The 25926-nt window shown below is 69.2% G+C and carries 21 protein-coding genes; 12 read left to right on the forward strand and 9 right to left on the reverse strand.

The window, feature by feature from the left end:
* The first annotated feature begins 55 nt into the window (after nucleotides 1-55).
* The 6 genes from ACFYRX_RS24270 to ACFYRX_RS24295 all read left to right on the forward strand — a co-directional run bounded on the left by ACFYRX_RS24270 (nucleotide 56) and on the right by ACFYRX_RS24295 (nucleotide 7404).
* Nucleotides 56-1270 (forward strand): DUF262 domain-containing protein, encoded by a 1215-nt coding sequence (locus ACFYRX_RS24270; protein WP_389103289.1) that lies wholly within the window; start codon nucleotides 56-58, stop codon nucleotides 1268-1270.
* Between the two features lie 14 nt (nucleotides 1271-1284).
* Entirely contained in the window at nucleotides 1285-1800 is a 516-nt protein-coding gene (locus tag ACFYRX_RS24275; RefSeq protein WP_389103291.1) for a HEPN domain-containing protein, read from the forward strand.
* A 178-nt stretch (nucleotides 1801-1978) separates the two neighbouring features.
* Nucleotides 1979-3022 (forward strand): HNH endonuclease, encoded by a 1044-nt coding sequence (locus tag ACFYRX_RS24280; RefSeq protein WP_389103294.1) that lies wholly within the window; start codon nucleotides 1979-1981, stop codon nucleotides 3020-3022.
* Nucleotides 3019-3351, forward strand: coding sequence for a hypothetical protein (locus ACFYRX_RS24285; protein ID WP_389103296.1), 333 nt, complete (start codon nucleotides 3019-3021; stop codon nucleotides 3349-3351). The genes ACFYRX_RS24280 and ACFYRX_RS24285 overlap by 4 nt, the downstream gene beginning before the upstream one ends.
* A 761-nt stretch (nucleotides 3352-4112) precedes the next feature.
* The gene (locus ACFYRX_RS24290) at nucleotides 4113-5297 is read left to right on the forward strand and encodes a helix-turn-helix domain-containing protein (RefSeq protein WP_389103299.1); all 1185 of its coding nucleotides are present in this window, start codon (nucleotides 4113-4115) and stop codon (nucleotides 5295-5297) included.
* 910 nt (nucleotides 5298-6207) lie between these two features.
* Nucleotides 6208-7404 (forward strand): DUF4365 domain-containing protein, encoded by a 1197-nt coding sequence (locus tag ACFYRX_RS24295; RefSeq protein WP_389103301.1) that lies wholly within the window; start codon nucleotides 6208-6210, stop codon nucleotides 7402-7404.
* An 84-nt stretch (nucleotides 7405-7488) separates the two neighbouring features.
* Here the strand turns inward: ACFYRX_RS24295 and ACFYRX_RS24300 are convergent, their stop codons facing one another.
* Nucleotides 7489-7869 (reverse strand): hypothetical protein, encoded by a 381-nt coding sequence (locus ACFYRX_RS24300; protein WP_389103303.1) that lies wholly within the window; start codon nucleotides 7867-7869, stop codon nucleotides 7489-7491.
* A gap of 56 nt (nucleotides 7870-7925) precedes the next feature.
* On the opposite strand from ACFYRX_RS24300, the gene ACFYRX_RS24305 reads away from it, so the two are divergent.
* Together ACFYRX_RS24305 and ACFYRX_RS24310 are read left to right on the forward strand one after the other, a co-directional pair.
* Nucleotides 7926-8057, forward strand: a complete 132-nt coding sequence (locus ACFYRX_RS24305; RefSeq protein WP_389103305.1) for a hypothetical protein — start codon at nucleotides 7926-7928, stop codon at nucleotides 8055-8057.
* A gap of 133 nt (nucleotides 8058-8190) precedes the next feature.
* Complete coding sequence (locus ACFYRX_RS24310) at nucleotides 8191-8421, forward strand: hypothetical protein (RefSeq protein ID WP_389103692.1); 231 nt, start codon at nucleotides 8191-8193, stop codon at nucleotides 8419-8421.
* A gap of 5 nt (nucleotides 8422-8426) precedes the next feature.
* On the opposite strand, the gene mgtA is transcribed toward ACFYRX_RS24310, so the two are convergent.
* Together mgtA and ACFYRX_RS24320 are read right to left on the reverse strand one after the other, a co-directional pair.
* Nucleotides 8427-10985 (reverse strand): magnesium-translocating P-type ATPase, encoded by a 2559-nt coding sequence (gene mgtA, locus ACFYRX_RS24315; RefSeq protein ID WP_389103307.1) that lies wholly within the window; start codon nucleotides 10983-10985, stop codon nucleotides 8427-8429.
* Nucleotides 10986-11172: 187 nt separating this feature from the next.
* Nucleotides 11173-11532 (reverse strand): ArsR/SmtB family transcription factor, encoded by a 360-nt coding sequence (locus ACFYRX_RS24320; protein ID WP_389103309.1) that lies wholly within the window; start codon nucleotides 11530-11532, stop codon nucleotides 11173-11175.
* Nucleotides 11533-11903: 371 nt separating this feature from the next.
* Here ACFYRX_RS24320 and ACFYRX_RS24325 point away from each other — a divergent pair, with 371 nt between their 5' ends.
* Both ACFYRX_RS24325 and ACFYRX_RS24330 read left to right on the forward strand, forming a co-directional pair.
* Complete coding sequence (locus tag ACFYRX_RS24325; RefSeq protein WP_389103312.1) at nucleotides 11904-15875, forward strand: AAA family ATPase; 3972 nt, start codon at nucleotides 11904-11906, stop codon at nucleotides 15873-15875.
* Nucleotides 15876-16059: 184 nt separating this feature from the next.
* The gene (locus ACFYRX_RS24330; protein ID WP_389103314.1) at nucleotides 16060-16800 is read left to right on the forward strand and encodes a glycosyltransferase family 2 protein; all 741 of its coding nucleotides are present in this window, start codon (nucleotides 16060-16062) and stop codon (nucleotides 16798-16800) included.
* Nucleotides 16801-16901: 101 nt separating this feature from the next.
* Here ACFYRX_RS24330 and ACFYRX_RS24335 read toward each other — a convergent pair whose 3' ends face one another.
* The 4 genes from ACFYRX_RS24335 to ACFYRX_RS24350 all read right to left on the reverse strand — a co-directional run bounded on the left by ACFYRX_RS24335 (nucleotide 16902) and on the right by ACFYRX_RS24350 (nucleotide 21145).
* Nucleotides 16902-18143 carry an amidohydrolase family protein gene (locus ACFYRX_RS24335; protein ID WP_389103316.1) on the reverse strand — a complete coding sequence of 414 codons (1242 nt, stop codon included), beginning with the start codon at nucleotides 18141-18143 and terminating at the stop codon, nucleotides 16902-16904.
* Nucleotides 18144-18227: 84 nt separating this feature from the next.
* Nucleotides 18228-19526, reverse strand: a complete 1299-nt coding sequence (locus ACFYRX_RS24340; protein ID WP_389103319.1) for an amidohydrolase family protein — start codon at nucleotides 19524-19526, stop codon at nucleotides 18228-18230.
* 124 nt (nucleotides 19527-19650) lie between these two features.
* Complete coding sequence (locus ACFYRX_RS24345; protein WP_389103321.1) at nucleotides 19651-20415, reverse strand: dienelactone hydrolase family protein; 765 nt, start codon at nucleotides 20413-20415, stop codon at nucleotides 19651-19653.
* Nucleotides 20416-20434: 19 nt separating this feature from the next.
* Nucleotides 20435-21145: an NADPH-dependent F420 reductase gene (locus ACFYRX_RS24350; RefSeq protein ID WP_389103324.1), complete on the reverse strand. Its 711-nt coding sequence runs from the start codon at nucleotides 21143-21145 to the stop codon at nucleotides 20435-20437.
* Between the two features lie 106 nt (nucleotides 21146-21251).
* On the opposite strand from ACFYRX_RS24350, the gene ACFYRX_RS24355 reads away from it, so the two are divergent.
* The gene (locus ACFYRX_RS24355; RefSeq protein ID WP_389103327.1) at nucleotides 21252-21845 is read left to right on the forward strand and encodes a TetR family transcriptional regulator; all 594 of its coding nucleotides are present in this window, start codon (nucleotides 21252-21254) and stop codon (nucleotides 21843-21845) included.
* Between the two features lie 7 nt (nucleotides 21846-21852).
* Here ACFYRX_RS24355 and ACFYRX_RS24360 read toward each other — a convergent pair whose 3' ends face one another.
* Both ACFYRX_RS24360 and ACFYRX_RS24365 read right to left on the reverse strand, forming a co-directional pair.
* Entirely contained in the window at nucleotides 21853-22605 is a 753-nt protein-coding gene (locus tag ACFYRX_RS24360) for a TIGR03943 family putative permease subunit (protein ID WP_389103330.1), read from the reverse strand.
* Complete coding sequence (locus ACFYRX_RS24365; RefSeq protein WP_389103332.1) at nucleotides 22602-23636, reverse strand: permease; 1035 nt, start codon at nucleotides 23634-23636, stop codon at nucleotides 22602-22604. The genes ACFYRX_RS24360 and ACFYRX_RS24365 overlap by 4 nt, the downstream gene beginning before the upstream one ends.
* A 222-nt stretch (nucleotides 23637-23858) precedes the next feature.
* Between ACFYRX_RS24365 and ACFYRX_RS24370 the strand changes: the two genes are divergently transcribed.
* Entirely contained in the window at nucleotides 23859-25742 is a 1884-nt protein-coding gene (locus ACFYRX_RS24370; protein WP_389103695.1) for an NAD-binding protein, read from the forward strand.
* Nucleotides 25743-25926 lie beyond the last annotated feature (184 nt).

Consider the following 25926-nt stretch of genomic DNA (forward strand, 5'->3'; position numbering starts at 1 on the left):
CCTGACACATCGTTAAAGTGTCGATCTAGGCATCGACGCGGCAGGGAGCAGGCCAGTGACAGAGCAAGAGCTCGACGAGCCCGGATTCGATCAGGAGTCCGACCTCAAGGACCTCAACTTCACGGAGCTTTCCGAAGACGGGGTCATTAGCCAGATCGACGAGTACCAGATCGTCGCCTCACCTAACGATTTCAACACCAAAACGATCAATAGCTTCCTCGAAGAAGGCGCGATCAAGGTCCCCCCTTTCCAAAGGAATTACGTCTGGGATCGAAAGAGGGCATCAAAACTGATCGAATCACTCATCCTCGGACTACCGGTACCACAAGTATTCCTCTACGAGGAAGGGAATAATGACTTCCTCGTAATTGATGGCCAGCAGAGGTTGATGACCGTTTTCTTCTTCGCAAAGGAGAGGTTTCCGCGCAAGGAAAAGCGAAGCACACTCCGCAAACTCTTCAATGCAGAGGGCGGGATTTCCGAGGAAATTCTCCAAGATGATGAATACTTCGAGAGCTTCAAGCTCAGCCTGCCGAGCCTCCCAGGAGAGAAGAAGAACAAGTTCGCTGGGCGCACCTACTCGACACTTGCCGAGTTCAAGCGCCAGTTCGACTTGCGGACAATCCGGAATGTGATCGTAAAGCAGGTGAGTCCTGCAGATGACGACTCAGCCATGTTCGAAATGTTCAACCGATTGAACACCGGAGGCGTCAACCTTAACCCGCAGGAAATCCGTGCGAGCTTGTACCATTCAAAATTCTTCCAGGGAATCTTCAGCCTTAACGAAAACACCAAATGGCGTGAACTTCTCGGATCTTCGGAGCCAGATTCCCGCATGAAGGATATGGAGATCATCCTCCGTAGCCTTTCCTTGCGTGAAGGGACCGACGGTTACGCCGGGTCCATGACGGGTTTTGTCAACCGATTCTGCAAGAAGTCAAAGAAGTTCGGGTCTGAGAAAATTAAACAGACCGCAGATGAATGGTCCTGGTTCATGGGACTGAACCAAAACTGCACTCGAAGCACGTATCAGGCAGGGTCCGCCCGGTTCAGCCCTCTGCTCTTCGAAGCTATCTATGTAGCCGCACTTAACCTTAAAAAAGAGGGGGTGGAAATTACACGACTCCGGCCTGAGTGGATTGAGCGCATCGGAAAGAGCACTCGCTTCACTAAGTTCGCGCAAGAGGGGTCCACTAAAACGGCTAATGTCAAGGGAAGGCTAGCCGAAACTCAACAGCTCCTTAGCGAGTTTATTGGCAATGCCTCATGAGTAGGGTCGCAAGGATGTACGCCGATCATCGAGGCGTACTCGACTACCTCAGCGACCAACAACAGGCATCTCACCACGCGACTCTGCAGATCACCCTGCCTAAGGTGCTTCTCCTGGCCGCTGCCAGCGAATTCGAAGACAGGGTGAGCCAGGCACTCAAGGATCACATTTCCGAGAACACTCTAGACTCGAAGATTGTCGAGCTAGTAGACCAGAGTGCAATTCGCAGAAAATATCACACACTCTTCGACTGGGACACAACAAACGCGGGAAAGTTCTGGTCCATTTTCGGTCCGGACTTCAAAACAGGCATGAAGCAATACTGCCGCGACGACCCGGACTTGACTCGTCACATCAGCGCTTTCATGGAACTCGGCTCGCTTCGCAACAACATGGTTCACAACAACTATGCAAGCTTCGTCCTAGATAAGACCCTGGCTGAAGTGTACGAACTTTACGAACTCGGCGACTTGTTCGTTAATCGGATTCCCGAGTTACTAAAGCTTTCTTTCAAGCAAACCGAAGAGTGAAAGTTGCTCTAAGCCAACTTCTCCCGGCACAGTCGGTTTCGGACACGACACCGACTTCTTCCGGTCTCTTCTGAGGAATCAGACTGTGGGCTGGCTGATCCGAACGAAATCGATCCCGTGCTGCCAGTCTCCGGCCTATTCTTCTAACATGCGTAGAGGAGCAATCACCCCGGGGTCCGTGCTCAAGGCCGTTGCTGAGCACGATGAGGCAGGACGCGAAGCTTTCCTGTCGAAGTATGGATTCGGTGAGGCCCGCTCATATGTCCTGGTCCACGAGGGACGGGAGTACGACTCAAAGGCCATAGTCGGAGTGGCGCACAAGTGGGACCAAGGGCGGGTGCTTACTGCTGACGAATTCAGCGGGGGCAAGGACCACGCAGCCGCTTGGTTGACACGTCTGGGATTCCAAGTCAGATCTGTAAAGAATCCCGACTGGGCACGCGACGAAGTCATCCTTGCCTGCGATCTCGTCATGGGAAACGACTGGAAGGGGCTGAGCGTACAGGACCGGAAGGTCATCGAACTGTCTGCTTTGCTTCAGCTGCTACCTCTTCACACTCACGCTGACCGCAATGAAAAGTTTCGTAACCCCAATGGGGTGGCCCGCAAAACGTTTGACATCGCTACCCGGCACCCTAACTACCCCGGCAAACCCACAAATGGTGGCGCCTTGGATGTGGAAGTCCTCCACGAGTTCCTTGCCCGGCCAGATGAGATGACCAAGGTGGCCCGCCTGCTCCGACAAGGCATCAGCACTGGCGGGCTGCGGGGCCTCGCTCAGACTGACGAAGAGGAGCTTGACGACGACTTCAGTGCGCCCGAAGGACAGCTGCTGTGGCGCCGCCATCGGGCGCGGGAACGAAACCAGGGGCTGCGCAAGAAGAAGATCGCTTCCGTCCTCCGGAAGGGCGGAAGCCTCGCATGTGAAGCATGCGGATTCGACTTCGAGGAGGTCTACGGCGAGCGCGGAGCCGGCTATGTCGAGTGTCATCACGTCGTGCCTCTGCACGAGGCCGGCGAAGGGACAACCAAGCTCAGCGATCTAGCACTCATCTGCGCGAACTGCCATCGCATGATCCATCGCCGCGCACCCTGGCCCACTCCCGCCGAGATAGGGAGTGCTATCGCGCACCGCGGCCAATCACGGCTTCGTGGTACCACCGTCGGGAAGCAGCGCGACGAGGGTGCGGCAAGTTCCGACATGCAGGAGGGCCAGCGGTGACGGATCCAGCAGACCCCGTGTTGCTCTTCGACGAGGACGGTCGCATGTTCATCCTGCATGAGCCTGCCCTGGCTGATGACCTGATCGAGTCCGTGGATGAGTTCTTCGAGGGCTACGACGGTCTCGGCCGCCCCGTCCATGCGTACGGAGAGCCAGGGCACGTCGCTCTGGCTCTGGCTGCCGCAGAACCGCAGGCGAACGAGCTGCGTGCACGAGTCGAGCACTACTACTTTGTCTTCGCGGCTCGGCACCCCACACGCATCCCTCCCCAGGAAGCCGACCTTGCGACTTTCATTCGCGCCGTGGCGGAAGACTGGATCGAGGAGTAGAGGGCCCTGGAGAAATCCTGGAGATGATCTTAAAGCTGAGGCCTCCAGGCGCCAACGGAGACCAACGCACCCCAACGTTCTGACCTGCATCTTTGACATGGTTGGCTGGCCGGTGATCTTCTAGAGCCTAATTCGGGACGAAGAGGTCGTGGGTTCAAATCCCGCCACCCCGACAGTTGTAGCACCAGGTCAGGGGCCTGATCCGCATTGCGGGTCGGGCCCCTGACTTGTTCCCGATCCCGCTTTGGGAGCGGAGGGCCACTACCGGCGGGCGGTGGCCCACACGCGCAGAAGACCGTTCAGCACGCGCACCATGACGTGGGGCACATCGCGAGGCGGGCGTCGAGCTCCGCCTCCCACTGCTCGGGCTCTGCCAGGGAAGTCAGCGGTGGCGGGACACGAGGGCAACGGTAGCCAGCAGGACCGCGCCCAGGGCAATCCCGGTGCTCAGTGGGCCAACCAGGCTCGGGTGGACCGCACAGAGGTAGACCGTGGCCCCTACAAGCAGCAAGTTCATCGTCACTAGCAGTGCAATCACGAGGGGATCGCGAAGGGCACCAGGCTCGTTCCGCGGAGGGGAGCCATGAGAGCGAGGGGCAATGCCGGTCATGGAACGATTCCTTCCGATGCCTACACGTGGGCGGAACCCATACTCGGAGAAGTGGTGCGGGAACTCAGCGATCGTCTCCTGCCGTCGCTCGATGCGGGAATCCGCAACAATTGCCATTGGTGGCAACCCGGTTCGTAGGAGATGAGAAGCGGTGGAGACGACGCAAGTGCCGGCTGAGGAGACCGCCGTGACAGAGCTCAGGCAAGAGTGGGCCCTGCTATTACGTCGGCTCCTGGACACCACCGGTCTCAGCCAGAAGCAACTGGCGAAGCACATCGGCTACCCGCCGCACGACTTCTCCCGCTACCTCAACCTGCGGCGCCTGCCCCCGGTCGGCTTCCTCACCGAGTTCTGCGGGCATGTCGAGGGCGTCTCCGGCCGTCCCGTGCCGACGGAGACGAGAGAGCGCGCCGACCGAGCATTTCTGCGCTTCGTGGAAGTCGAACATCCGCACCGGTACGAGATCGAAGTGCTGCGCCGGGAACGGGACGCGGCAATCGAGTGCGTGGATGCCCTTTCGGACCTGCTCGAGGGAGCACGTCGGGACCTGGAGAACTGCCGGCAACGGTATGAGCAGGTCGAGGAAGGCGTCGAGCTCCTGACAGAAGAGCTGCGTCAGGTTCGTGGGGAACGGGACGCGGCACAGCAGCGGTGTGTGGAATTGAGGGGGCTGCTGCGCGATAGCGGGCGGAGTACGTCACGCGAGACATCGACCGTGCCTTACACGGACATGGAGGACTGGCGGCTCCCGGGGCAGACGGTCGCGCAGAAGGACGAGCTTGCGGGCGAAGTGATCAAAGAGGTCACCAACTTGATCTCGCAGGGCGATGTGGAGCCCAGACACACCATCGCTCTGGCATGCGTGGGCGCCGAAACCGCGAAGCTCCTCGCTCACACCCTGACGCACGAATGGGCGCTGTACACACCCCAGCAGGCGGCTGGTGTCGCTTCAGCAGCATTTGCCCAGCTGACAGCCACCTGCGAGGCGCTACGTCAACTCGGCGGCGCGCTGGACCACATGGCAGGCCGCCGGGATATCCACCTCGCGACGCCCCCCAGCCCCGGGCAACCCGAGGGCCTCTCGGACGCCGTCGTCCGCCTGCACACCGCGGCCGAGACCGCCCTCTCGGCGGTCGACTCCCACGCGTCCTTCGTCGTCGCCACCTTCGAACACGCCCCGATCTCACGTACCTTGCCGACCGACACCCACGCAGTCCTCGCCGAGGTTGGTGAGCTCCTCAATGGATCGCTCTCCTTCCATGGATCTCATTCACGTGAGGGCAGCGGTGCCGCCCTCACGTATCCGGATCCCTGTTCCTGTGTGCTCACCTTTTGACACAGTGACGAGGAATGGGTCCTCGACCGCACGGACTGGGGATGGTCGCTCCTGAACATGGGCGGCGGCAGGCGCAACGACGATGGCACCATCAGCTCTTTCAACCCGCCGTCCCTGGGGCTCGTGGAAGACGCTCCGCACCCTGAACGCCTGCTGGACTCGGTCCGCAGAGTCCTGGCTGCCCATGACAACTCGTAGGGGCCCACCAGCCGCTGCCCGGTCCGACCTCCACGCCTGCGTGTCGTCGACCCTTCCAAGGCCATGACTCAGCGCCCTCGACCGTTCACCCGATTCCCGACACCGAGCCCCCCGGGCAGCCGGAGTGCTCGCGCTGCTCAGCCTGGGAACGACTTCCTCCCACCGCTAGGTGAAGTCGAGTGTCCGGCTTGCGCGAGCCGGACGTGATGTGGGCAGAGCGCGCCGAGACCAAGCAGCCGATATGGTCCATGCTTTCGTCCATGAACGCCTTCTCAATGCCATGGTCCTCCACCATCGTCTGGTGGGTGCGGCGCAGACCGTGAGGCATGACGCCCTTGGCGATCGGAGGCGGGTCGGCGTCAGCCCGTTCGCCGGCCCTGCGTCTTTGAGCCGGGACGCCGAGCCACGGCTCGCCCAGGACCGGGATGGGCCGCGCCTCCTGCGGAGCCTTCTTCGGGTTCCAGTTGGAGACCGCCGGCACTCATGGATGAGTGGCCCCACGGTCAACGACCTGAACTTTCGTTGTGTCGGGCTGTGCCAGGCCCCCGTCGCCATGAGCTCAGAGTCCCCGGCCCTTCCAGGCACGATGTCAGAGGCGTGAGGCATGGTGACCCAGGAAGACACCATCCTGGGCCCGTCTGGGCAAGCAAGGAAGCTTCGGAGAACGTGGATGCCGAAAATCTCAAAAGGAAGGCGCGTAGGACAGGCTGCTGTGAACGCGCTGCGCGCCCTGCTCGAAGAGCACGATCACATCGTTCAAGAGATATCCGGGCAGAACGATTTCGGCGAGGACTTCTACGTCACCTTCACCGACAACGGGGAGGTCACGAGCGACACGATCAAGGTTCAGGTCAAGGGTGGGGACAGCTGGCGCCGAGGCAACGGCTACGCGGTGCCTATCGACCAGCACGGCGGCACCTGGGCGAACGGGAACATCCCCGTCTACTGCGTGGTGTACGACCCGGACACCACGCGACTGCACTGGGCGAATGCCACCCACCAGCTCCGCCGGTTCGGTCCCCTCAATCCGCCACGCTTCATCGGCGTCAGCCCCAACGCGGTGCTGGACGGCACCACCATGGAGTCCTTCGTCGCTCATGCCCGCCGCTACGTCGGACGTTATCGAGGCCGACAAGCTGTCCTCACCCATCTGGGCGAGATGTCCGGAGTCGAATTCGACCCGGCGGACCACGTTCTGCACTTCGTCAATGGCGACGACGAGGACCTCATCTTCTGGAAACGCCCAGGAGACGTTGTGGCGACTCTGCTGCTCAGCACACAGGGCTGGGAGCCCATTTGGGTAAGCCTGGAGTCCCTGATGCGCTCCGAGATTCCGGTCCCGGAGGACAGACGAGGCAGCGGACCCGCCGACCCTGACCTGTGGTCCGCCGAAGATCTGGAGCTGAGCCAATCCGAGATCATGTGGGCGGCCTCATGCTTCATCTCCACTCGGCAAGCCGACGAAGGGCCTGAGGGCGACCTCGTCGAACCTGTGGAGTGCAAGGGGTGTGCGAACTGCACAGGCGAGGAGTCCGAGGAGCATGGCAGGATCGAGGCGGACGTGATCCACGATTACGTCCTCGCCCGCATTCTCGACCGGATTGAAGCCGAGCCCGACCTGATAGCGCGCTCGATCCTGGCCATGCGAGAGGACGACGAACTCGAACCGGGGATTGTCGCCGAGCTGGGCCCTCTCGAAACTGAGCCACACATCGTCCGCCAGGTGAACAAGCTGAGCCGGGCGAAGGTGACGGGTGTGGACGACATCGAACCAGAGGCATTCCGGCTGGCCGTCCTCTACCTTGTCCACCGCATCTACGTCGGCGGCCCCTCGCTCCCCCTTGACGAGCAGGTCCGAATCGTCTGGCGCGTCCCCGAACCGGATCCCACCGTATCCAAGAGTGTCTGAAACAGGGGGGCGCCGGCGCATGCCGGGGGTGACGTGGGCGTAGCGCGCCCTGGACTTGGGCCGCTCGCGCGGCAGCGCTCTGTGTTACTCCTCCTCTGACGCAGGCGGCTGCGTGGTTGCGAGCTCAATGCCGCGCAGTCGGCGAAGCCAGCGGGTCAAGACGTAGAGCCCGGTGCCGAGAATCCCGCACGGCTCCCAGATCTCCGTCACCAGCGCCGGGATTCCACCGTCGTCCACGATGTAGATCGCCTGCGCGCCGACCACGGTGGCGATGAGGCCATTGACGCGCGAGTCCATCGACAGCAGCCAGTCGACCGGACGCCATACCGGTCGCGCCGTGTCGCGCAAGCGGTAACGGATTGCTGCCATCCCGAATCCGAGGGCGTAGCGGCGCTGCTGGCTGACCGTCAGCACGACACCGCTCTTGGGGTCCCCAGCGAGGTGAGCGCGCCACGGCTCGAGCATGCCTCGACGATCGCCGGCGAGCTTGGCAGCCCACCAGGTCATTCTCCAAGCTGCATGTGAGCCATGCCGCTCGGGCCGTGCTCGCCGTCATCGCGCGACAGCAGAAGGGGCAGGTCACCGTCTTCAGCTCGGACGTCGACGACCTGGAGAAGCTGGTCCCGGGCACGATCGTCGTCGAGAAGGTGTGACCCGGACCGTGTGCTGCTGAGGGTTTCGTTGTTCGCGGCCATGGGAGCGTCGATGTGGTGGAGAGGGGGGTCTGTTCCGCTGATTGGATGGTTGCGTGAGCTTTAAACTGTTGGGGTGGAAGCAGCGGAGACAGTGGATGCAGCGGATGTGACCGGGTGGGATGTCGCCGTTCTTGATGGCGGGCCGGCCGACGGGATGCGGGTCAAGGTCGCCGATCGGCCCAGGGTGTTGCAGGTGACGTATCCATGCCAGGCGGACGGGGCTCCGCCCGGGGTCCGGGTCGAGGGGGTCTACGTCTACCGGCTCGATCACGGGGTGGCGGGCGAACCGCTGCGGTACGGATTCGACATCGCCTGTCCCTGACGGGGTCAGTCCTCGGCGCGGCGTTCGTAGCGGGTCCTCGCCATCGGGAGGGCCACGGCGTACAGCGCGAGGACGGCCGCCAGGAGGGCGTAGTACACGGCGGGCAGGGGGCTCAGGCCCAGGGGCGTGCCCAGCGGGGACGCGGGGAGCAGCAGGCCGACCGCGGTTAGTCCGGCGGCGGACCAGGTCACCGGGCCCGGCCGCCGACCGTGGCGGGCGCCTCGGCCCGGTGACAGCAGGACCATCACCAGCGCCTGCGTCAGCAGGTTCTCCGTGAACCAGCCCGAGTGGAACAGCGCCTCGTCGTCCCCCGGCCCCCGCAGGGCCAGCGCGAGGACGCCGAACGTGGCCAGGTCGGCCACGGCATTCAGCGTGCCGAATCCGACGATGAACCGGAGCAGTTCCCGGGGTCGCAGCACACTCGGGCGGCGCGACGCGGCCGGGGCGGGGCGGTCGTGGGCGAAGGCGAGTTGGGCCGCGTCGAAGGACAGGTTCTGCACAAGGACCTGGGCCGGGAGCATCGGCAGGAAGGGCAGGAGGAGGCCCGCGGAGAGCATCGCGATCACGTTGCCGAGGTTGGAGGAGAGCGTGATGCGCAGATACGTGGCGATGTTGCCGCCCGCGTGACGGCCGGCGGCGACCGCGTGCCCGATCGCGGTGAGGTCCTTCCCGGCGAGGACGAGGTCGGCGTTCTCGCGGGTCACGCCGGCCGCGTCGCGCGGGGCGATGCCCACGTCGGCGGTCCGCAGGGCGGGCAGGTCGTTGACGCCGTCGCCGAGGAAGCCGACCGTGTGCCCGCCGGCCTGGAGGGCTCGGACGACGCGGGTCTTGTGGTCGGGGGTACAGCGGGCGAAGACGGTCGTACTGCGGGCCAGTTCGGTGAGTTCGGGGTCGGTGAGGGTGTCGAGGCGGTCGGCGGTGAGGACACCGGCCACCGGGACCCCCAGATCACGGCAGCTACGCACCGCGGTGCCCGGGTGGTCGCCGGTGAGCACCTTGACGGTGACACCGCGGTCGGCGAGCCCGGCGAGGGCCTCGGCGGCGGTGGGGGCGAGGTCGTCGCGGAAGGTGACCAGGCCGCGGAAGGTGAGGCCGGTTCCGGAGGAGGAGCGGGAGGAGGAGCGGGTCCAGGTTTCGGCGGGGTGCTCCTTGGTGGCTACCGCCAGTACCCGCACACCGTCGGCGGCCTGCGCGTCGGCCAGGTCGTGCAGGCGGGCGCGCTCGTCGTCGGACAGGGCGCAGCGTCGCAGTACGGCGTCCACGGCGCCCTTGGTGATCAGGGTGTGCGTGCCGAGCCGGCCGGGGGTGCGGACGACGACGCCGGCCAGGCGGCGGGCCGGGTCGAAGGGGAGGGCCGTGACGCCGTCGTACGCCATGAGGGCGTCCTCGTCGGCGGCGGCGAGCAGGGCCTCGTCCAGGGCGTCGGGGGCCGGCAGGTCGGTGAGCTGGAGGGACCACCAGGCGGCCGCCGCCGCCCAGCGCAGTACGCCGGGGTCGTCGTGGCCGTCGGCGTCCAGTGCGCGGTCGAGGACCGGGCGGTCCTGGGTGAGGGTGCCGGTCTTGTCGACGCACAGGACGTCCATGGCGCCGATGTCGTGCAGGGCGGGGAGCCGTCGGACGATGACGCCGTGGGTGCGGGCGAGGAGGGCGGCACCGCGGGCCAGGCAGGTGGTGACGAGGACCGGCAGCATCTCGGGGGTCAGCCCGACCGCCACCGCGACGGCGAAGGGGAGGGTCTCCAGGCCACGGCCGCGGAAGGCGGCGTTGGCCATGAGCACCAGGGGCGGGGTCAGCAGGGCGAAGCGGATCAGGATCCAGGAGACGCCCTGGACGGAGCGTTCGAAGGCGGTGGCGGGGGGCTTCCCGGTACGGCGGTGAGACGCGGCCAGCAGGGTGTCGCCGCCGGTCGCCGTGACGACGGCGGTGGCGTTGCCGGCGGCGACGCTGCTGCCCTGGAAGCAGAGCCGGGGGTCCTGGAGGGCACCCCTGGCGTCCCTGGCGTCGGCCGCGGACTTCTCCACCGGTGCCGATTCTCCGGTGAGCGCGGCCTGGTGGACCGTCAGTCCGGTCGACCGCAGCAGCCGTACGTCCGCGGGGATCAGGTCGCCGGGGACGAGCCGTACGACATCGCCGGGGACGACTTCCTCGACCGGGATCTCCCGGGTGGCCGGTGGCGTGTCGTCGTGGGCCCGGCGCTGGACCGTGACCGTGGTGGCCACGAGGCGGCGCAGTCCCGCCGTGGAGCGGTCGGCACGGTGTTCGCCGGAGGCGCGCAGCACGCAGCTCACGACGACCAGCAGGAGGATCACCGACGCGGTGCCCCAGGCGACGACGGCGGCCGACAGCAGCCCCAGAAAGAGCAGCACCGCGGTGAACGGGTCGCGCAGACTCCGGGCGAACAGCCGGGGCCAGGAGGGGTCCCGGCGGTCCGGGATCACGTTCTCCCCGCACCGTGTCAACCGCTCCTCGGCCTGTGCCTCGGTCAGTCCTCGTGGGCCGCTGTCGAGCTCGCGGAACACTGCGAGGAGGGCGGCCGTCGGGTCGAGGGCGGAGGTTCGGGACACGGCCTGGTCGGAGCCGGGAACGAGGTCGGCCGCGGCAGGGAGGACGCGCAGGAACGGAGGAGGGGGTCCGGTCGGAGGCCCCGCCGGAGCCACGAGCACGGGCGGCGACTCGGCCGGGGCAGCGGGCTCGGACGCCGACCCCCCGGCACCACCGGCACCACCGGGTTGCTCCGGGGCCTCCGGCTCCTCAGACACCGGCCTCGCGCAGCCGGTCCGTCGGGGTGGAGGAGGTCTCGCGGGCCGTCAGTTGGCCGAGCATGACGCGGACCACGGTCACGATGTCGGGGTCGTCGACGTAGTAGACCTGGCGTCGGCCCTCGCGGCGGGCGCGGACGAGGCCGGCGAGTTTCAGTTTCGCCAGGTGCTGGCTGACCGCGGGCAGCGCGCCGCCGACGCGGTCGGCGAGGTGGGTGACATCGCTCTCGCCCTGGGCCAGGGCCCACATGATGTGCAGCCGGGCGGCGGAGGCGAGGAGTCCGAACGCGGCGGCGGCCTCGGTGAGCACCTCCGACGACGGGTCCTGGAAAGCGCCGACGACCTTCGCCACAGACCTCTCCGTTCCGTCCTCCGCCGCGTATGTCCGGCCAGGTGTTGCGGCCAAGTGTAGGGCGGCAAGGTGATCGTCCCGCTTCGTCCGGTACCGGTCCCTCCCCTCGTGGGGACCGGTACCGGAGGAAGCGGTGGATCGTCGGCGGAATATGACCGAGAACGTGCGGCGCGCTGGGTGGAATACCGGGCGCCGTACTGGTGGCCTGTCATGGCGTCGCCCGGTGGCTGCGCCGTGGACTCATGATCCTGCCAGCGCAGCGGCCGACAGAGGAGGATCCGGTGCCGGGGGCAGTGCGTTGCCGCAGGTCAGCCGTATAAAGTGGGTTTTCCGGTCCGGATTCAACCGCGAGGGAAGTAAGGGGTGGAACCTTGAGTTCCGACTCAGGGACACGCACGGCCTTCGCGGAACGTCTCGCGCTGTTGTACCGGGAGGCGGGAAATCCGCCTCTCAAGCGGGTGTCCGAGGGAGTCGGCCGGCTTCAGCGTGTCGACGAGCGCGGGCGGCCCGTGCGGGTGTCCGCCCAGCGGATCAGCGACTGGCGGCGGGCCCGGAACGTCCCCGCTCAGTTCGCCGCGCTCTCCGCCGTGCTGCACATCCTCATTCCCGAGGCGCGGCGGATCAGTCCCACCCCTGTCTCGGCCGGACTGTACGACCTGGGCCAGTGGCAGCGGCTGTGGGAGCGCGCGGTGGCGCCGGAGGAGGACGAGGGGTCGCCGGCCGACGCCACGGCCCCCGTGCCCGCCGGCGTCTGCCCGTACCGCGGTCTGGCCTCCTACCGGCGCGAGGACGCCCGCTGGTTCTTCGGCCGGGAGCGGAGCGCCGAGGCGCTGGTCAAGCTGCTCCGGTCGGCGGCCGAGTCCGACACGGGCGGTCTGGTGATGCTCGTGGGCGCCTCGGGCGCGGGCAAGTCCTCCCTTCTCAACGCCGGTCTGGTGACCGCCCTGGAGGAGGGCACGCTCGGCGGTGACGCCGAGGACGGCGGCCACCCGGTCCTCCAGCTCGTGCCGGGCGCCGATCCGGTCACGGAACTGACCCGCCGTATACCCGAGTTGGAACCGGTCGTCGCCGGAACAGACGGTGGCGAAACCGACCATCCTCCCGAATTCGCCTCCGCCGTGCGGGAAGCGGTCGCCTCGTGGGCTCAGCGCGAGGCCGCCGCCGCCCGGCCGGTGGTGATCGTGGACCAGTTCGAGGAGGCGTTCACGCTCTGCTCGGACGACAGCGCCCGGCGTACGTTCGTCCGGCTGCTGCACGCCGCGTGCACGCCCGAGGGACCGGACACGCCCGCGCCCGCCCTCGTGCTCCTCGGTGTCCGCGCCGACTTCTACGAGCGCTGCCTGAGCCATCCCGAGCTGGCCGACGCGCTCCAGCACCGGCACATGGTGCTCGGGCCGCTGACCGTCGGCGAACTGCGCGAGGCCGTGACCGCTCCAGCCCGGGCCGTGGGCCTGGAGCTGGAGCCGGGGCTCGCCGAGCTGATCGTCCGGGAGGTGAGCGCCGACGGCCCGCGCGGGGCCCACGACGCGGGCGTGCTGCCACTGCTCTCGCACGCCCTGCTCGCGACCTGGCAGCGCCGCAAGGCGGGCCGGCTGACCCTGGCCGGCTACCGCGCGGCCGGCGGTATCCAGGGCGCGGTCGCGGCGACGGCCGAACGGGCCTGGACGGGTCTGGATCCGGCGGCGCGTACGGCGGCCCGGCTGCTGCTGCTGCGTCTGGTACGCCTCGGCGAGGACACCCACGCCACCCGCAGGCGCGGCACCCGGCGTCAGCTGGCCGCGGAGTCGACGGACCCCGGCAAGACGGAGGAGTCCCTCGAGGCACTGGTGCGCGCCCGGCTGGTGACGCTGGACGCGGAGACCGTGGAGATCACCCACGAGGCCCTGCTGACGGCGTGGCCGCGGCTGCGCGAGTGGATCGACGAGGACCGCAGCGACCATCTGCTGCGCCAGCGGATCGAGGAGGACGGCCGGTCCTGGGAGGGCTCCAACCGCGACTCCTCGCTGCTGTACCGGGGCTCACGGCTCGAGCAGGCGCGCGCCTGGGCGAAGTCCGCCGGGGACACCTTCCTGACCCGCAGCGCGGTGGAGTTCCTGGCCGCCTCGGTCCGGCTGCGCCGCCGTACGGTCCTGATCGCCCGGGGCGCGGTGTCGGCGCTGGTCGTCCTCGCGATGGTGGCCGTCGGTTCGGCGGTGGTGGCCTGGCAGCAGCGCAACGACGCCGTGTTCGAGCAGGTCGTCGCGGAGGCCGACCGCGTCCAGTACACGGATCCGTCGCTGTCCGCCCGCATCGACCTGGTCGCGCACGGACTCAGGCCCGACGACGAGGGCACCAACACCCGGCTGATCTCCATCGTCAACGCGCCCCTGGCCACCCCGCTCACCGGCCACACCGGCGCCGTCTACCTCACCTCGTTCAGCCCGGACGGCAAGCTCCTCGCCACCGCCAGCTACGACCGGACCGTGCGCCTGTGGGACGTCAGCGACCGCAGTCACCCCAAGGCGCTGGGCGAGCCCCTCGTCGGCGGCGCGAGCTGGGTGAGCAGCGCGGTCTTCAGCCCGGACGGCAGGACCCTGGCCAGTGCCGGGGACGACGGGACGATCCGGCGGTGGGACATCACCGACCCGCGCCGCCCCAAGCCCCTCGGCGCTCCCCTGACCGGGCATCGCGGCACGATCTACCTGATCGCGTTCAGTCCGGACGGGCGCACGCTGGCCTCCGCCGGTGAGGACCGCACCGTACGGCTGTGGAACATGCGTGACGCGAAGGAGCCGCCCCGCGCGCTGACCGGAGCCGGTGCCGCCGTGCGTTCCGTGGCGTGGAGCCCGGACGGGCACACCCTCGCGGCCGGGGGCGACGACGACACGATCCGGCTGTGGAACACCGCGGATCCGCGGCGGCCGAGGGCGTACGACCGGGTGCTGGCCGGGCACACGGGCCTGGTGCACTCGGTCGCGTTCAGCCCGGACGGCACCATGCTCGCCAGCGGCAGCGCGGACGACAGCGTCCGGCTGTGGAACGTGGCCGACCCGGCCGACCCGAGCCCGGTCGGCTCACCGCTCACCGGCCACACCGGTCCCGTCTGGTCGGTGGCCTTCAGTCCCGACGGGCACATGCTCGCCGCCGCCAGCGCGGACAGCACGGCGAGTCTGTGGAACGTGAGCGATCCCGAGACCCCGTCACAGGTCGGTGAGCCCCTCGCCGGAAGCAGCGGTGAGATGTACGCGCTGGGCTTCAGTCCGGACGGCCGTACGCTCGCGACCGGCAGCGGCGACAGCAAGGTGCGCCTGTGGTCGATCCCCACGTCGGACATGGTCGGCGGCAACGGGGCGTTCCGCCCGGACGGCAAGGTTCTCGCCACGGCCGCGCGCGACGGACGGATCAGGCTGTGGGACGTCCGGGACCCCGCCCGGCCGGTGGCGCTGGGCAGGCCGTTCCTGCCCGGGGACACCGGCCAGCGCGCCCAGGTGTTCTCGCCCGACGGCCGCACGCTCGCGGTGACGACGGGCGAGCAGTCCGTACGGCTGTGGAACGTCACCGACCCGGCCCACCCGGTCGCCTACGGCTCCCCCATCGTGCTGCGCACCCGGTTCATGGGCCCCGACGCGCTGGCGTACAGCCCGGACGGGAAGACCCTGGCCACCGCCTTCACCGACCGGACCCTGCGGCTGTGGGACGTCAGCGACCCGGCGCGTCCGCGGGCGCTCGGCGCGCCGCTCACCGGCCACAAGGGCTACATCAACGCCCTCGCCTTCAGCCCGGACGGTTCCACCCTGGCCAGCGGCAGCGCGGACGGCACGATCCGGCTCTGGAAGGTCGGGGCCACCCGTCCACCCACTCCCCTCGGCGAGCCGCTCACCGGGCACACCGGCCCGGTCAACGTGCTCGCCTTCAGCCCGGACGGCGCCACCCTCGCCAGCGGCAGCGACGACGACTCGGTCCGGCTGTGGAACGTCGGCGACCCGGCCGAGGCCGGCCAGGCCGGGGAGGCGCTCACCGGTCACACCGAGGCGGTCGTGTCCCTGACCTACCGCAGGGACGGGCGCACCCTGGCCAGCGGCGGCAACGACAACACGGTCCGGCTGTGGGACGTGGCCGACCCGGCCGACGCCCGCCGCATCGGGCAGTCGATGAGCCCGAACGCCAAGACCGGCAACTTCCTCGCGTTCAGCCCCAACAGCCGCATGCTCGGGGTGTCCAGCGGCTCCGACACGATCCGCCTGTGGGACCTCGACGTGGCCGACGCGATCCGCCACATCTGCGCCACGACCGGGAACGTCCTGACCCGCGAGGAGTGGGAGAAGTACCTGCCGCGGCTCTCGTACGATCCTCCGTGCGACTGATCCGTATGACGTGATCCCGCTCACAACTTCTCCCCACAGCCGAGCAGTCCGCTCCCGCTGTCCGGACAGCCTTGTTAGTGTTGGCCACAGCCCGACCGCTGGTGCATCCCCCGTCGCCAGCGGTCGGGCGTTTCCGTGCCTGGTCACGTCGGGGGCGGGCCCGGCCGGGTCATAGTCTGGGGCGGTGCGCATCACCGTCGTCACGGCCGTCCACGCCCCCTCCGCCCGCTTCCTGCCGGAGGCGTACGCCTCGCTGTGCGCGCAGGAGTTGCCCGCCGGCTGGGAGTGGCGGTGGGTGATCCAGGAGGACGGCCGCACGGACGAGGTCCGGCCGCACGTCCCCGACGATCCCCGGGTGACCTTCCGGCAGGGCCGGCCCGGCGGTCCGGGTGTCGCCCGCACGATCGCCCTCGCGCACGCCGACGGGACGTACGTGAAGGTCCTGGACGCCGACGACCAGCTCACGCCGGGCGCGCTCGCCCGGGACCTGGCCGCTCTGGAGGCCGACCCCGCGCTCGGCTGGGCGGTCTCCAGGGCGCTGGACCGGCTGCCGGACGGTTCGACGGTCGGTTTCCCGGGGGATCCCGCGGAGGGTCACGTCGAGCGGGGTGCCGTACTCGCGCACTGGGCGGCGAACGGCTTCCGCGCTCAGGTGCACCCGGCGACCCTGTTCGTCCGCCGGGACCTCCTGCTCGCCCTCGGGGGCTGGATGGCCCTGCCCGCCTCCGAGGACACCGGCCTGCTGCTGGCCCTGGACGCCGTGAGCCGCGGCTGGTTCACCGCCGAGCCGGGCCTGCTGTACCGCAAGTGGGACGGCCAGGCGACCGGCCAGGCCGCCCACGTCGACACGGCCGAGCGGGCGGCCCGGATGGCGGTGGCCGAGGCCCGCGCGCGGTCGCTGGCCGCATCCGGGTGGACCTTCTGAGCGGATCACTCACGGTTCGACAGCGCCCTTCAAGGGGCGCGGGGAACTGCGCGACCAGCTACGACGGTGCCGCAGACAATCGACGACCCGCTGCTCACTTCTCACCTGTCGAAGTCGAGCTCCAGCATCCGGATCGCGTTGCCCCGCAGCAGCTTGTAGGTCACTTCCTCGGACAGTCCGGCCACATGCTCCTCGGCGACCTTCTTGGTGTGCGGCCAGGTCGAGTCGACGTGCGGGTAGTCGGTCTCGAAGGTGGCGTTGTCCACGCCGACGGTCTCGATGGCCTCGATGCCGTGCTTGTCGCGGAAGAAGCAGCAGTAGATCTGCCGGTAGTAGTACGTCGACGGCGGCTCCGGGATCAGGTCCTTGACGCCGCCCCAGGCGCGGTGTTCCTCCCAGACGTCGTCGGCGCGTTCCAGGGCGTACGGGATCCAGCCCATCTGGCCCTCGCTGTAGGCCAGTTTGAGCCGCGGGAACTTCACCAGGACGCCGGAGAACAGGAAGTCCATCATCGAGGCCATGGCGTTGTTGAAGGAGAGGGAGGCCTGGACGGCGGGCGGGGCGTCGGGGGACGCGGCCGGCATCTGCGAGCTGCTGCCGATGTGCATGTTGACGGTCGTCCCGGTCTCCTCGCAGGCCGCGAAGAACGGGTCCCAGTAGCCGGAGTGGATCGACGGCAGCCCCAGATAGGTGGGGATCTCGCTGAAGGTGACGGCCCGTACGCCCCGCGCGGCGTTGCGGCGGATCTCCGCGACGGCGAGTTCGACGTCCCACAGCGGGATCAGACACAGCGGGATCAGCCGGCCCCCGCTGTCGCCGCACCACTCCTCGACCATCCAGTCGTTGTAGGCGCGCACACAGGCGAGGCCGACCTCCTTGTCCTTGGCCTCGGAGAAGGTCTGCCCGCAGAACCGCGGGAAGGTGGGGAAGCACAGGGAGGCCTCGACATGGTTCATCTCCATGTCCTCGATACGGGCCTTCGGGTCCCAGCACCCCCGCCGCATCTGCTCGCGGGTGATCCCGTCGAGGGTCATCTCGTCGCGCGAGAAGCCGACGGCCGCGATGATCCGCTTGTACGGGAAGAGGTCGCCCTCGTACTCCCACCAGTCGGTGAGCTGGCCCTCCGGATCGGTGGTGAACCGGTACTTCCCGCCGACGTACGCGAGGTCCCCGATGCCGGCGGTGAGCGGCTTGGGCCCCCTGTCCCGGTACTTGGCCGGGAGCCAGGTCTCGAAGAGGTGCGCGGGCTCGATCACGTGATCGTCCACGCTGATGACTTTGGGGATGTCCCTGCTGCCGGGTCCCGTTCCGGATCCGGTTCCGCTCTCGGTGGTGACGGCCATTGCCTGCCCCCTAGCCGGTATCTGATGGGTCGTCAGATTGCAGGCTAGGGGGAGGGTCCTACGACGGCAAGAGCTTCCGTGGGTTCAGCGCGACGCGGCGGCCACCGCCGCCCGGGCCCGCTGGCGGAAGGCCTCCAGTTTGTCCACCGGCTCCTTGAGCTGGCGGCTGCGGGAACGGACGCTGACGTCGTGCCCCTCGGCGGCCCGGCGCAGGGCGCCTACGGTGGCCAGGTCACGGGGAACGTGGGCGAAGGGGTCGAAGGAGTACCAGCGCATGGCGTTCTCGTGGGTCATCTTGACGATGTCCGCGTCCGGGACCTCGCAGCCGGTGAGCACGTCGTGGAGCTGCTCGGGCGCGTCCGGCCACATGGAGTCGCTGTGCGGGTAGTCGCCCTCCCAGCAGATGTTGTCGATGCCGATCTCGTGACGCAGCCGCACGCCGAGGCGGTCGGTGATGAAGCAGGTCAGGAAGTGCTCGCGGAAGACCTCGGAGGGGAGCTTGCCGCCGAAGTCCTGGAGGGTCCACGTCGCGTGCATCTCGAAGGTGCGGTCGACGCGCTCGAGGAAGTAGGGGATCCAGCCGGTGCCGCCCTCGGACAGGGCGATCCGCAGGTCCGGGTACTCCTTGATGGTGCGCGACCACAGCAGGTCGGCGGCGGCCTGGACGAGGTTGATCGGCTGGAGCGTGATCATCACGTCCGGCGGCGAGTCGACGGACGGGATGGCGAGCCGCCCCGAGGAGCCGATGTGCACCGACAGCACGGTGTTGGTGTCGCAGGCCGCCTGCCACACCGGGTTCCAGTACGGGTCGTGGAAGCTCGGGTAGCCGAGGGCCGCCGGGTTCTCCGGGAAGGTCATGGAGTGACAGCCCTTGGCCGCGACCCGGCGCATCTCGGCGGCGGTGAGCTCGGCGGACCAGATGGCCGGCAGCGCCATGGGGATGAAACGGCCCGGGTAGGCGCCGCACCACTCGTCGATGTGCCAGTCGTTGTACGCCCGCACCAGCGCCAGGGAGAAGTCGCTGTCCTCGGTGGCGAACATGCGCGCCGAGAAGCCGGGGAAGGACGGGAAGTTCATCTGGGCCAGGACCCCGCCCGCATTCATGTCCTTGACGCGTTCGTGCACGTCGTAGCAGCCGGGCCGGATCTCGTCCATGCCCTGCGGATCGAGGCCGTACTCCTCCTTGGGCCGCCCGGCGACCGCGTTGAGCGCGGCGTTGCCCACGGTGCTGTCCCGGAACTGCCACACATCGCTGCCGTCCTCGCGGTGGACGAGCTTGGGCGCGTCGTCCAGGTACCGCTTCGGCAGGTGGTTCACGAAGATGTCCGGCGGCTCGATGATGTGGTCGTCCACGCTGATCAGGATCAGGTCGTCCCGCTCCATTGACGGTTCCCCTTCGTTCCCGCGCCCTGCGACGGAGTGCAGATTCCCGCTCTCGTTTTATGAAAATTACATTCTCCGAGAACGGGAATCAAGCGCTCGAACCAAACGGGTCGGCAGGACAGGGTCAGCCGGACAGCCTCCGGGCGAACAGGTCCAGCAGTGCCGCCCAGTGACGGTCCGTCGCCTCGGCCCCGTACATCGCCGTGTCGGCCTGGGTGAAGCCGTGGTGGGCGCCCTCGTAGACCTCGCCGCGGTGCTCGACGCCCGCCTCGGTGAGCGTCTTCTCCAGGCGGGCGATCTGCTCGGCGGGGTTGGTGGAGTCCTGGTCCGCGTGGCCGAAGTACAGCTCGGCGGTGAGGTGACCGGCGAGCAGGTGCGGGCTGTCAGGGGCGTCCGTGGCCAGGTACGCCCCGTGGAACCCGGCCGCCGCGGCGACCCGGTCGGGGTGGGTCCCGGCGGTGCGCAGGGCGAGGCCCGCGCCCATGCAGTAGCCGGTGACACCGACGGGGCCGTCGACCGTCAACGGGGAGGCGGCCAGCCAGTCGAGGTAGACGGCGGCGTCCTGCATGGCCCCCTCGGGGGTGAGGGTCCGCGCGGCCGGACCGATGTCCCGGATGATCTCCGGGCGCTCGGCGGGGTTGATGAACTCGGGGAGTTCGACGACGGGCGCGCGGCCGAAACGGTAGAAGACGTTCGGGACCAACACGGTGTAGCCCTCGGCGGCCAGCCGGTCCGCCATCGACTTCAGGTGCGGGCGCAGCCCGAAGGCGTCCATGTAGAGGAGGACGGCGGGATGCGGGGCACCGTCGTCCGGGTGGGCGAGGTAGGCGTCGGCGGTGCCGTCCCGGGTCGGGATCTCGATCATCGCCATGGTCGTCGTCATCGTCATCGTCGTCGTGGGTCTTTCGTCAGTGGGCGGTGTCGATCAGTTCCTTGACCCGGGCGGCGGGCACGGGCACACCGGGCGAGGCCAGGAACCAGCGGTGGGCCTCCTCCGGGCTCAGCCCCTCCGGCCGCTCCCCCATGTACGGCTGGACGTACACCGGGCTGCCGGGCGCGAGACGCCCGCTGTCGGCGAGGGTGCCGGCGTCGACCGTGTCGTATCCGAGCAGGTCGAGCAGCCGGGTCACCTGAGCCTTGGCGTCGGCGTCGTCGCCCGCGACGGGCAGGGCGCTGCGGTCGGCGGCTCCGGCCGGGCGGGCGAGGGTGCCCAGGTGAAGGAAGTCGATGGTGGCGAACGCCTTGACCACCGTCGCCCCGGCCAGCTGCCGCTGCACGAGCTCGCTGGAGGTCAGCTCGCCCGCGTCGAGAGCGGCGATGCGGCCGTCGCGGTCCGGGTGGTGGTTCATCGCGTCGATCACGGTCTTCCCGGCCAGGTCGGCGACGGGGAGACGGTCGTAGGCCTTCAGCGGTACGGCCACCACGACCAGGTCACCGGCGCGAGCGGCCTCCTCGGGGGTGGCCGCGCGGGCTCGCTCGCCGAGTTCCGCGACGAGGCCGGCGAGGGTCTCGGGGCCACGGGAGTTGCTCACCACCACATCGAGTCCGGCGGCGACGGCGAGCCGGGCCACCACGCCGCCGATCATGCCGCTGCCGATGATGCCGAGGGTCTGGGGCATGCCCGAGCCTTCCTGGGTTCAAGTTCTAGATGTGAAACTCAGTGTCACACTAGTGACTGAGGTCCACTCCTGCAAGGTCGGTTCACTCGGGCGGTAGGATCGGCGGGTGACCGGAGCCGCGCGTACGACCACGAGAGACATCGCCCGGGCCGCCGTACGGGCCCAACTCGCCCAGGTGGCCTTCGAGTTGTTCCGTCGCGAGGGGTTCGACAAGGTCACGCTCGACGACCTGGCGGCGGCCGCCGGGGTCTCCCGCAGCACCTTCCTGCGCTACTTCGGCACCAAGGAGGACGCCGTCCTCGGCGCCTTCGAGGGCCACGACCGGCGGGTCGCCGACGCGCTGCGGGCCCGCCCTGCCGACGAGGACGACTGGACGGCACTGCGGCACGCCCTGGACGCGGTCGTCGGGCGCTACCACGAGGACCCGGCCGGCGCCCTCGCCACCACCCGGCTCGTCTACGACACCCCGTCCCTCTGCGCCCGCCACCTGGAGAAACAGCACAGCTGGCGGCCCGCCCTGGTCGAGGCCCTCGTCGACCGCGCCGGTACCGAGGGACCCCCGACGCTCGCCCAGAACGTCCTCGCCGGGGCCGCGCTGAACTGCCTCAACGTCGCCTTGGCCCACTGGACCGCGTCCGACGGGCACCTCGACCTCGTCACCCTGCTCGACGAGGCCTTCGCGGCGACCCGCGGGGGCTGAGGGTCCCTCAGTTGTTCCAGGTCTCGTCGTACGGGTCGTGCGGTGTCGGGACCGGCTTGGCCTGCGTGATCCTCAGATACGGGATCGGGCCGCCGTTCACCGTGTCCTTGGTCCGCTCGGCCGTGTAGGTGCCGGTGACCTCGAGCCAGCTGTCCGGCTGGAGGACCGGCGGGATCTTGCCGGTCAGGCCGACCTTGACCGGCTGGGCGTCGGCCGCACAGCAGTTGAGGGCCATACGGACCAGGTAGGGCGCGCCGGAGTGGTCCAGGGCGACGAACCCGGTGACGACGACCTGCCGGCCGACGAGGTCCCGGCCGTGCCCGTAGTACGCGCGGCCCGCGTAGTCGACGAGGCTGAGGCGCAGGGGGCCGCTCTCGGGGAGCTTCGTATAGCCGAACGACTGCTGCAGGGCCGTACCGGTGCGCATGGCGCTGTAGGAGCCGAGGGCCGGCGGGGCGACGAGGATCAGGGCGAAGAGGGGGAGGACCAGGAGCCAGGAGACGCGGGGTTCGCGGTGGGCGTGCTCCTCGTGATCGCTGTGGTCGTCTTGGGGGCCGTCGCCGTGATCCGGCCGGCGCCGCTTCGGGCGCCACTCGTACCAGGCCGTCGCCAGGGCCGTCACCATGAGGACGACCCCGGCCGCCAGGACCAGCGGCTGCAGTCCCGCCTTCACGTAACGGAGGTAGAGGTCGGTGAGGCCCGCGTGCAGCAGGGCCGCGCCGAGGACGAACAGGACCGCCGACTGCGCCTGCCGGTTCACAGCAGCACCGCCCCGGTCAGGACCGAGCCCACGATCGCCATGGCGAGGGTCGCGGGGGCGAAGCGCAGGGCGAAGGCGCGGCCGAAGGTGCCCGTCTGCATCGCGAACAGCTTCAGGTCGATCATCGGGCCGACGACCAGGAAGGTCAGCCGTGCGGTCAGCGAGAACTGGGTGAGCGAGGCCGCCACGAACGCGTCCGCCTCCGAGCAGATCGACAGCACCACCGCGAGGGCGGCGAGGGCCAGCACGGCGATCACCGGGTTCTCGGCCGCCGTGCGCAGCCACGTCTGCGGGACCACGGCCTTCAGGGTCGCCGCCGCCATCGCGCCGACGACCAGGAAGCCGCCCGCGTGCATCACGTCGTGCCGCACCGAGCCCCAGAAGGCGGCGCCCTTGCCCTGGCCCTCGTAGGACTCCCGGGCCGGCGGCTTCAGCAGGTCGGCACGGCCCAGGCGCAGCCACAGCCAGCCCATCGCGCACGCCACCAGCAGGCTCCCGACGAGCCGGCCCACGACCATCTCGGGGTTGCGGGGGAAGGCCACGGCGGTGGCGGTCAGCACGATCGGGTTGACCGCCGGGGCGGAGAGCAGGAAGGCGAGGGCCGCGGCCGGGGTGACGCCCCTGCGCACCAGCGCCCCGGCCACCGGCACGGACGCGCACTCGCAGCCCGGCAGGACCGCGCCCGCCACACCGGCCACCGGCACCGCGAGGACGGGGTTCTTCGGCAGCGCGCGGGCGAAGAACGACGGCGGCACGAACACCGCGATCGCCGCCGACAGCAGCACCCCGAGCACCAGGAACGGCAGCGCCTGGACGAGCACGGCGACGAACACCGTCATCCAGCTCTGCATGACCGGCGCGCCCAGCGCCTCCCGGATGGGGCCCTGGCAGAGCACCATCAGGAGCATCAACAGGGTCAGCACGAGAGGGGAGTTGAGGCGCCGCGCCTCCGCGTCCGGCGCCGGATCGGGTGCCGGGCTCCGGTCCTCGTCGGTGGCCCGCGCGAGCGGGGGTGCTTTGGTGACGGCCACGGCCGGGATCCCTCCGGTGGTGAGGTGCTGGTTCCCCTGCTGGTGCGTACGGCGGCGAAGGTCCGTTTGCTCAGTGTGCGCGGGGGTTTGGGGATTTCTTGACGGTTCGCAGCGGCCCGGGGCCCCGTACGTGGCACCATCCGTCCCGGTGAGGCAGTCTTCTCCCTCGTGGCAAGCGTTCCGAACCAGAGTCCAGGGCTGCCGGGCGACACGGCCGCGCACATGGTGGTGTGCGGGGACGACGGGCTCGCGCACCGGTTGGCCGCCGAGCTCAGAGGCGTCTACGGCGAGCAGGTCACCCTCGTCGTACCGGCCTCCGAACGGTCCGTGCGGCCGCCGGTGGTCGTGCGGGCCCGGGCCGCGTCCGCGCTGCTCGACCGCATGGTCAACGCGGCCGTCGGCCTGACCGGCAACGGGAACGGGGGTGGGAGCGGGGCTGCCGTCGGCGGCACCAGCGGCACCTCCCCCGGCTCCGAACCCCCGGGCGGCGTACGGGTGATGGAGGCGGCCGAGCCGAACGAGGCTGCGCTCGCCGGGGCGGGCGTGGAGCGGGCGGACGCCCTCGCGCTCGTGTACGACGACGACGAGACCAACATCCGCGCCGCCCTCACCGCCCGCCGCCTCAACCCCCGGCTGCGGCTCGTCCTGCGGCTCTACAACCGGCGGCTCGGCCAGCACATCGAGGAACTCCTCGACCAGGCCGCCGCGTTGGCCTACGGCGACTCGGACGGCGGTCCGGAAGGCGGCGCCGGTTTCGACGCCTCCACGACCGTGCTGTCCGACGCCGACACGGCCGCGCCGGCGCTGGCCGCCACCGCCCTCACCGGCACCAGCAAGGTGCTCCAGACCGGCGGTCTGATGCTGCGGGCGGTCGAACGGCCCCCGGCCCGGGACGGGGTGAGCCCGGTTCCCGGACTGGCCACGCTGGCCCTGCTCTCGCCGACCGACAGTGCGGAGCCCGGCGCGGACCAGGGACCGGCACTGCTGCCGGACGCGGCGGCGGTACGGGCCGGGGACGGGCGCGCGACGGTCGTGCTGGAGCAGGTGTCGTACGCCGGGCCCTCTTTGCCCGACGGCCGGGGTGTGCTGCCCTGGTTCGGTTCGCTGTTCTCGCGGCGGCTGCGCTGGTCGCTGGCGGGGATGGTGGGGTGTGTGCTCGCGCTCGCCGTCGCCCTGTGGGTGGTGACCGGTATCCATCCCCTCAGCGCCTTCTATCTGACGCTGCTCGACCTGTTCGCGATCGACGACCCCGCGATCGGGGAGTCCGTCGGCCGGCAGATCCTCCAACTCCTGTCCGGGCTCGTCGGGTTGCTGCTCCTTCCGGTGCTCCTCGCGGCGGTCCTGGAGGCGCTCGGCACCTTCCGCACCGTGTCGTCCCTGCGCAAACCGCCCCGCGGGCTGGGCGGACACGTCGTGCTGCTCGGGCTGGGCAAGATCGGCACCCGGGTGCTGACCCGGCTGCGGGAACTGAACATCCCCGTGGTCTGCGTCGAGTCCGACCCCGAGGCCCGCGGACTGGCCACGGCCCGGCGACTGCGCGTGCCGGTGGTCCTCGGGGACGTCACCCAGGAGGGCGTCCTGGAGGCCGCGAAGATCCACCGGGCACACGCGCTGATGGCGGTGACCAGCGCCGACACGACGAACCTGGAGGCCGCCCTGTACGCGCGGGCCGTACGGCCCGATCTGCGGGTGGTGCTGCGGCTGTACGACGACGACTTCGCGACGGCGGTGTACCGGACCCTGCGGGCGGCGCACCCCCGTGCGTCCACGCGCAGCCGCAGCGTGTCCCATCTGGCGGCTCCCGCGTTCGCCGGGGCGATGATGGGACGCCAGATCCTGGGCGCGTTCCCCGTCGAGCGGCGGGTGCTGCTGTTCGCGGCGGTGGATGTGGGCGGCCATCCCCAACTGGAGGGCAAGACGGTCGGCCAGGCGTTCCGGGCCGGGTCCTGGCGGGTGCTGGCCCGGGAGGAGTCGGGGGACTCCCCCGGCCTGACGTGGGACCTGCCGGACACGTACGTGCTGCGCGCGTCGGACAGGGTGGTGCTGGCGGCGACCCGGCGGGGGTTGGCGGAGCTGCTGGGGCGCCGGGGGCGGGTGGGGGCATAGCGGTTCGTCGCGGGCTGCGGGTGCGTTGTGGCTGGTCGCGCAGTTCCCCGCGCCCCTGAGTGGGTACAGGTCGGCCGACTGCAAGCGCACCGGCCCAGGGGCGCGCGGGGGCGTAGCCGTTCGTCGCGGGCTGCGGCGCCGTGGGGGCCGGTCGCGCCGTTCCCCGCGCCCCTGGGTGGGTACA

This window comes from Streptomyces sp. NPDC005374 (assembly GCF_042872225.1).
Classification (GTDB): domain Bacteria; phylum Actinomycetota; class Actinomycetes; order Streptomycetales; family Streptomycetaceae; genus Streptomyces.

Coding starts and splice junctions, on each gene's coding strand:
- ACFYRX_RS24275 (WP_389103291.1), top strand. CDS start 1,285: ATGTACGCCGATCATCGAGGCGTACTCGACTACCTCAGCGACCAACAA.
- ACFYRX_RS24370 (WP_389103695.1), top strand. CDS start 23,859: ATGGTGGTGTGCGGGGACGACGGGCTCGCGCACCGGTTGGCCGCCGAG.
- ACFYRX_RS24345 (WP_389103321.1), bottom strand. CDS start 20,415: ATGACGATGACGACGACCATGGCGATGATCGAGATCCCGACCCGGGAC.
- ACFYRX_RS24350 (WP_389103324.1), bottom strand. CDS start 21,145: ATGCCCCAGACCCTCGGCATCATCGGCAGCGGCATGATCGGCGGCGTG.
- ACFYRX_RS24300 (WP_389103303.1), bottom strand. CDS start 7,869: ATGCTCGAGCCGTGGCGCGCTCACCTCGCTGGGGACCCCAAGAGCGGT.
- ACFYRX_RS24335 (WP_389103316.1), bottom strand. CDS start 18,143: ATGGCCGTCACCACCGAGAGCGGAACCGGATCCGGAACGGGACCCGGC.
- ACFYRX_RS24340 (WP_389103319.1), bottom strand. CDS start 19,526: ATGGAGCGGGACGACCTGATCCTGATCAGCGTGGACGACCACATCATC.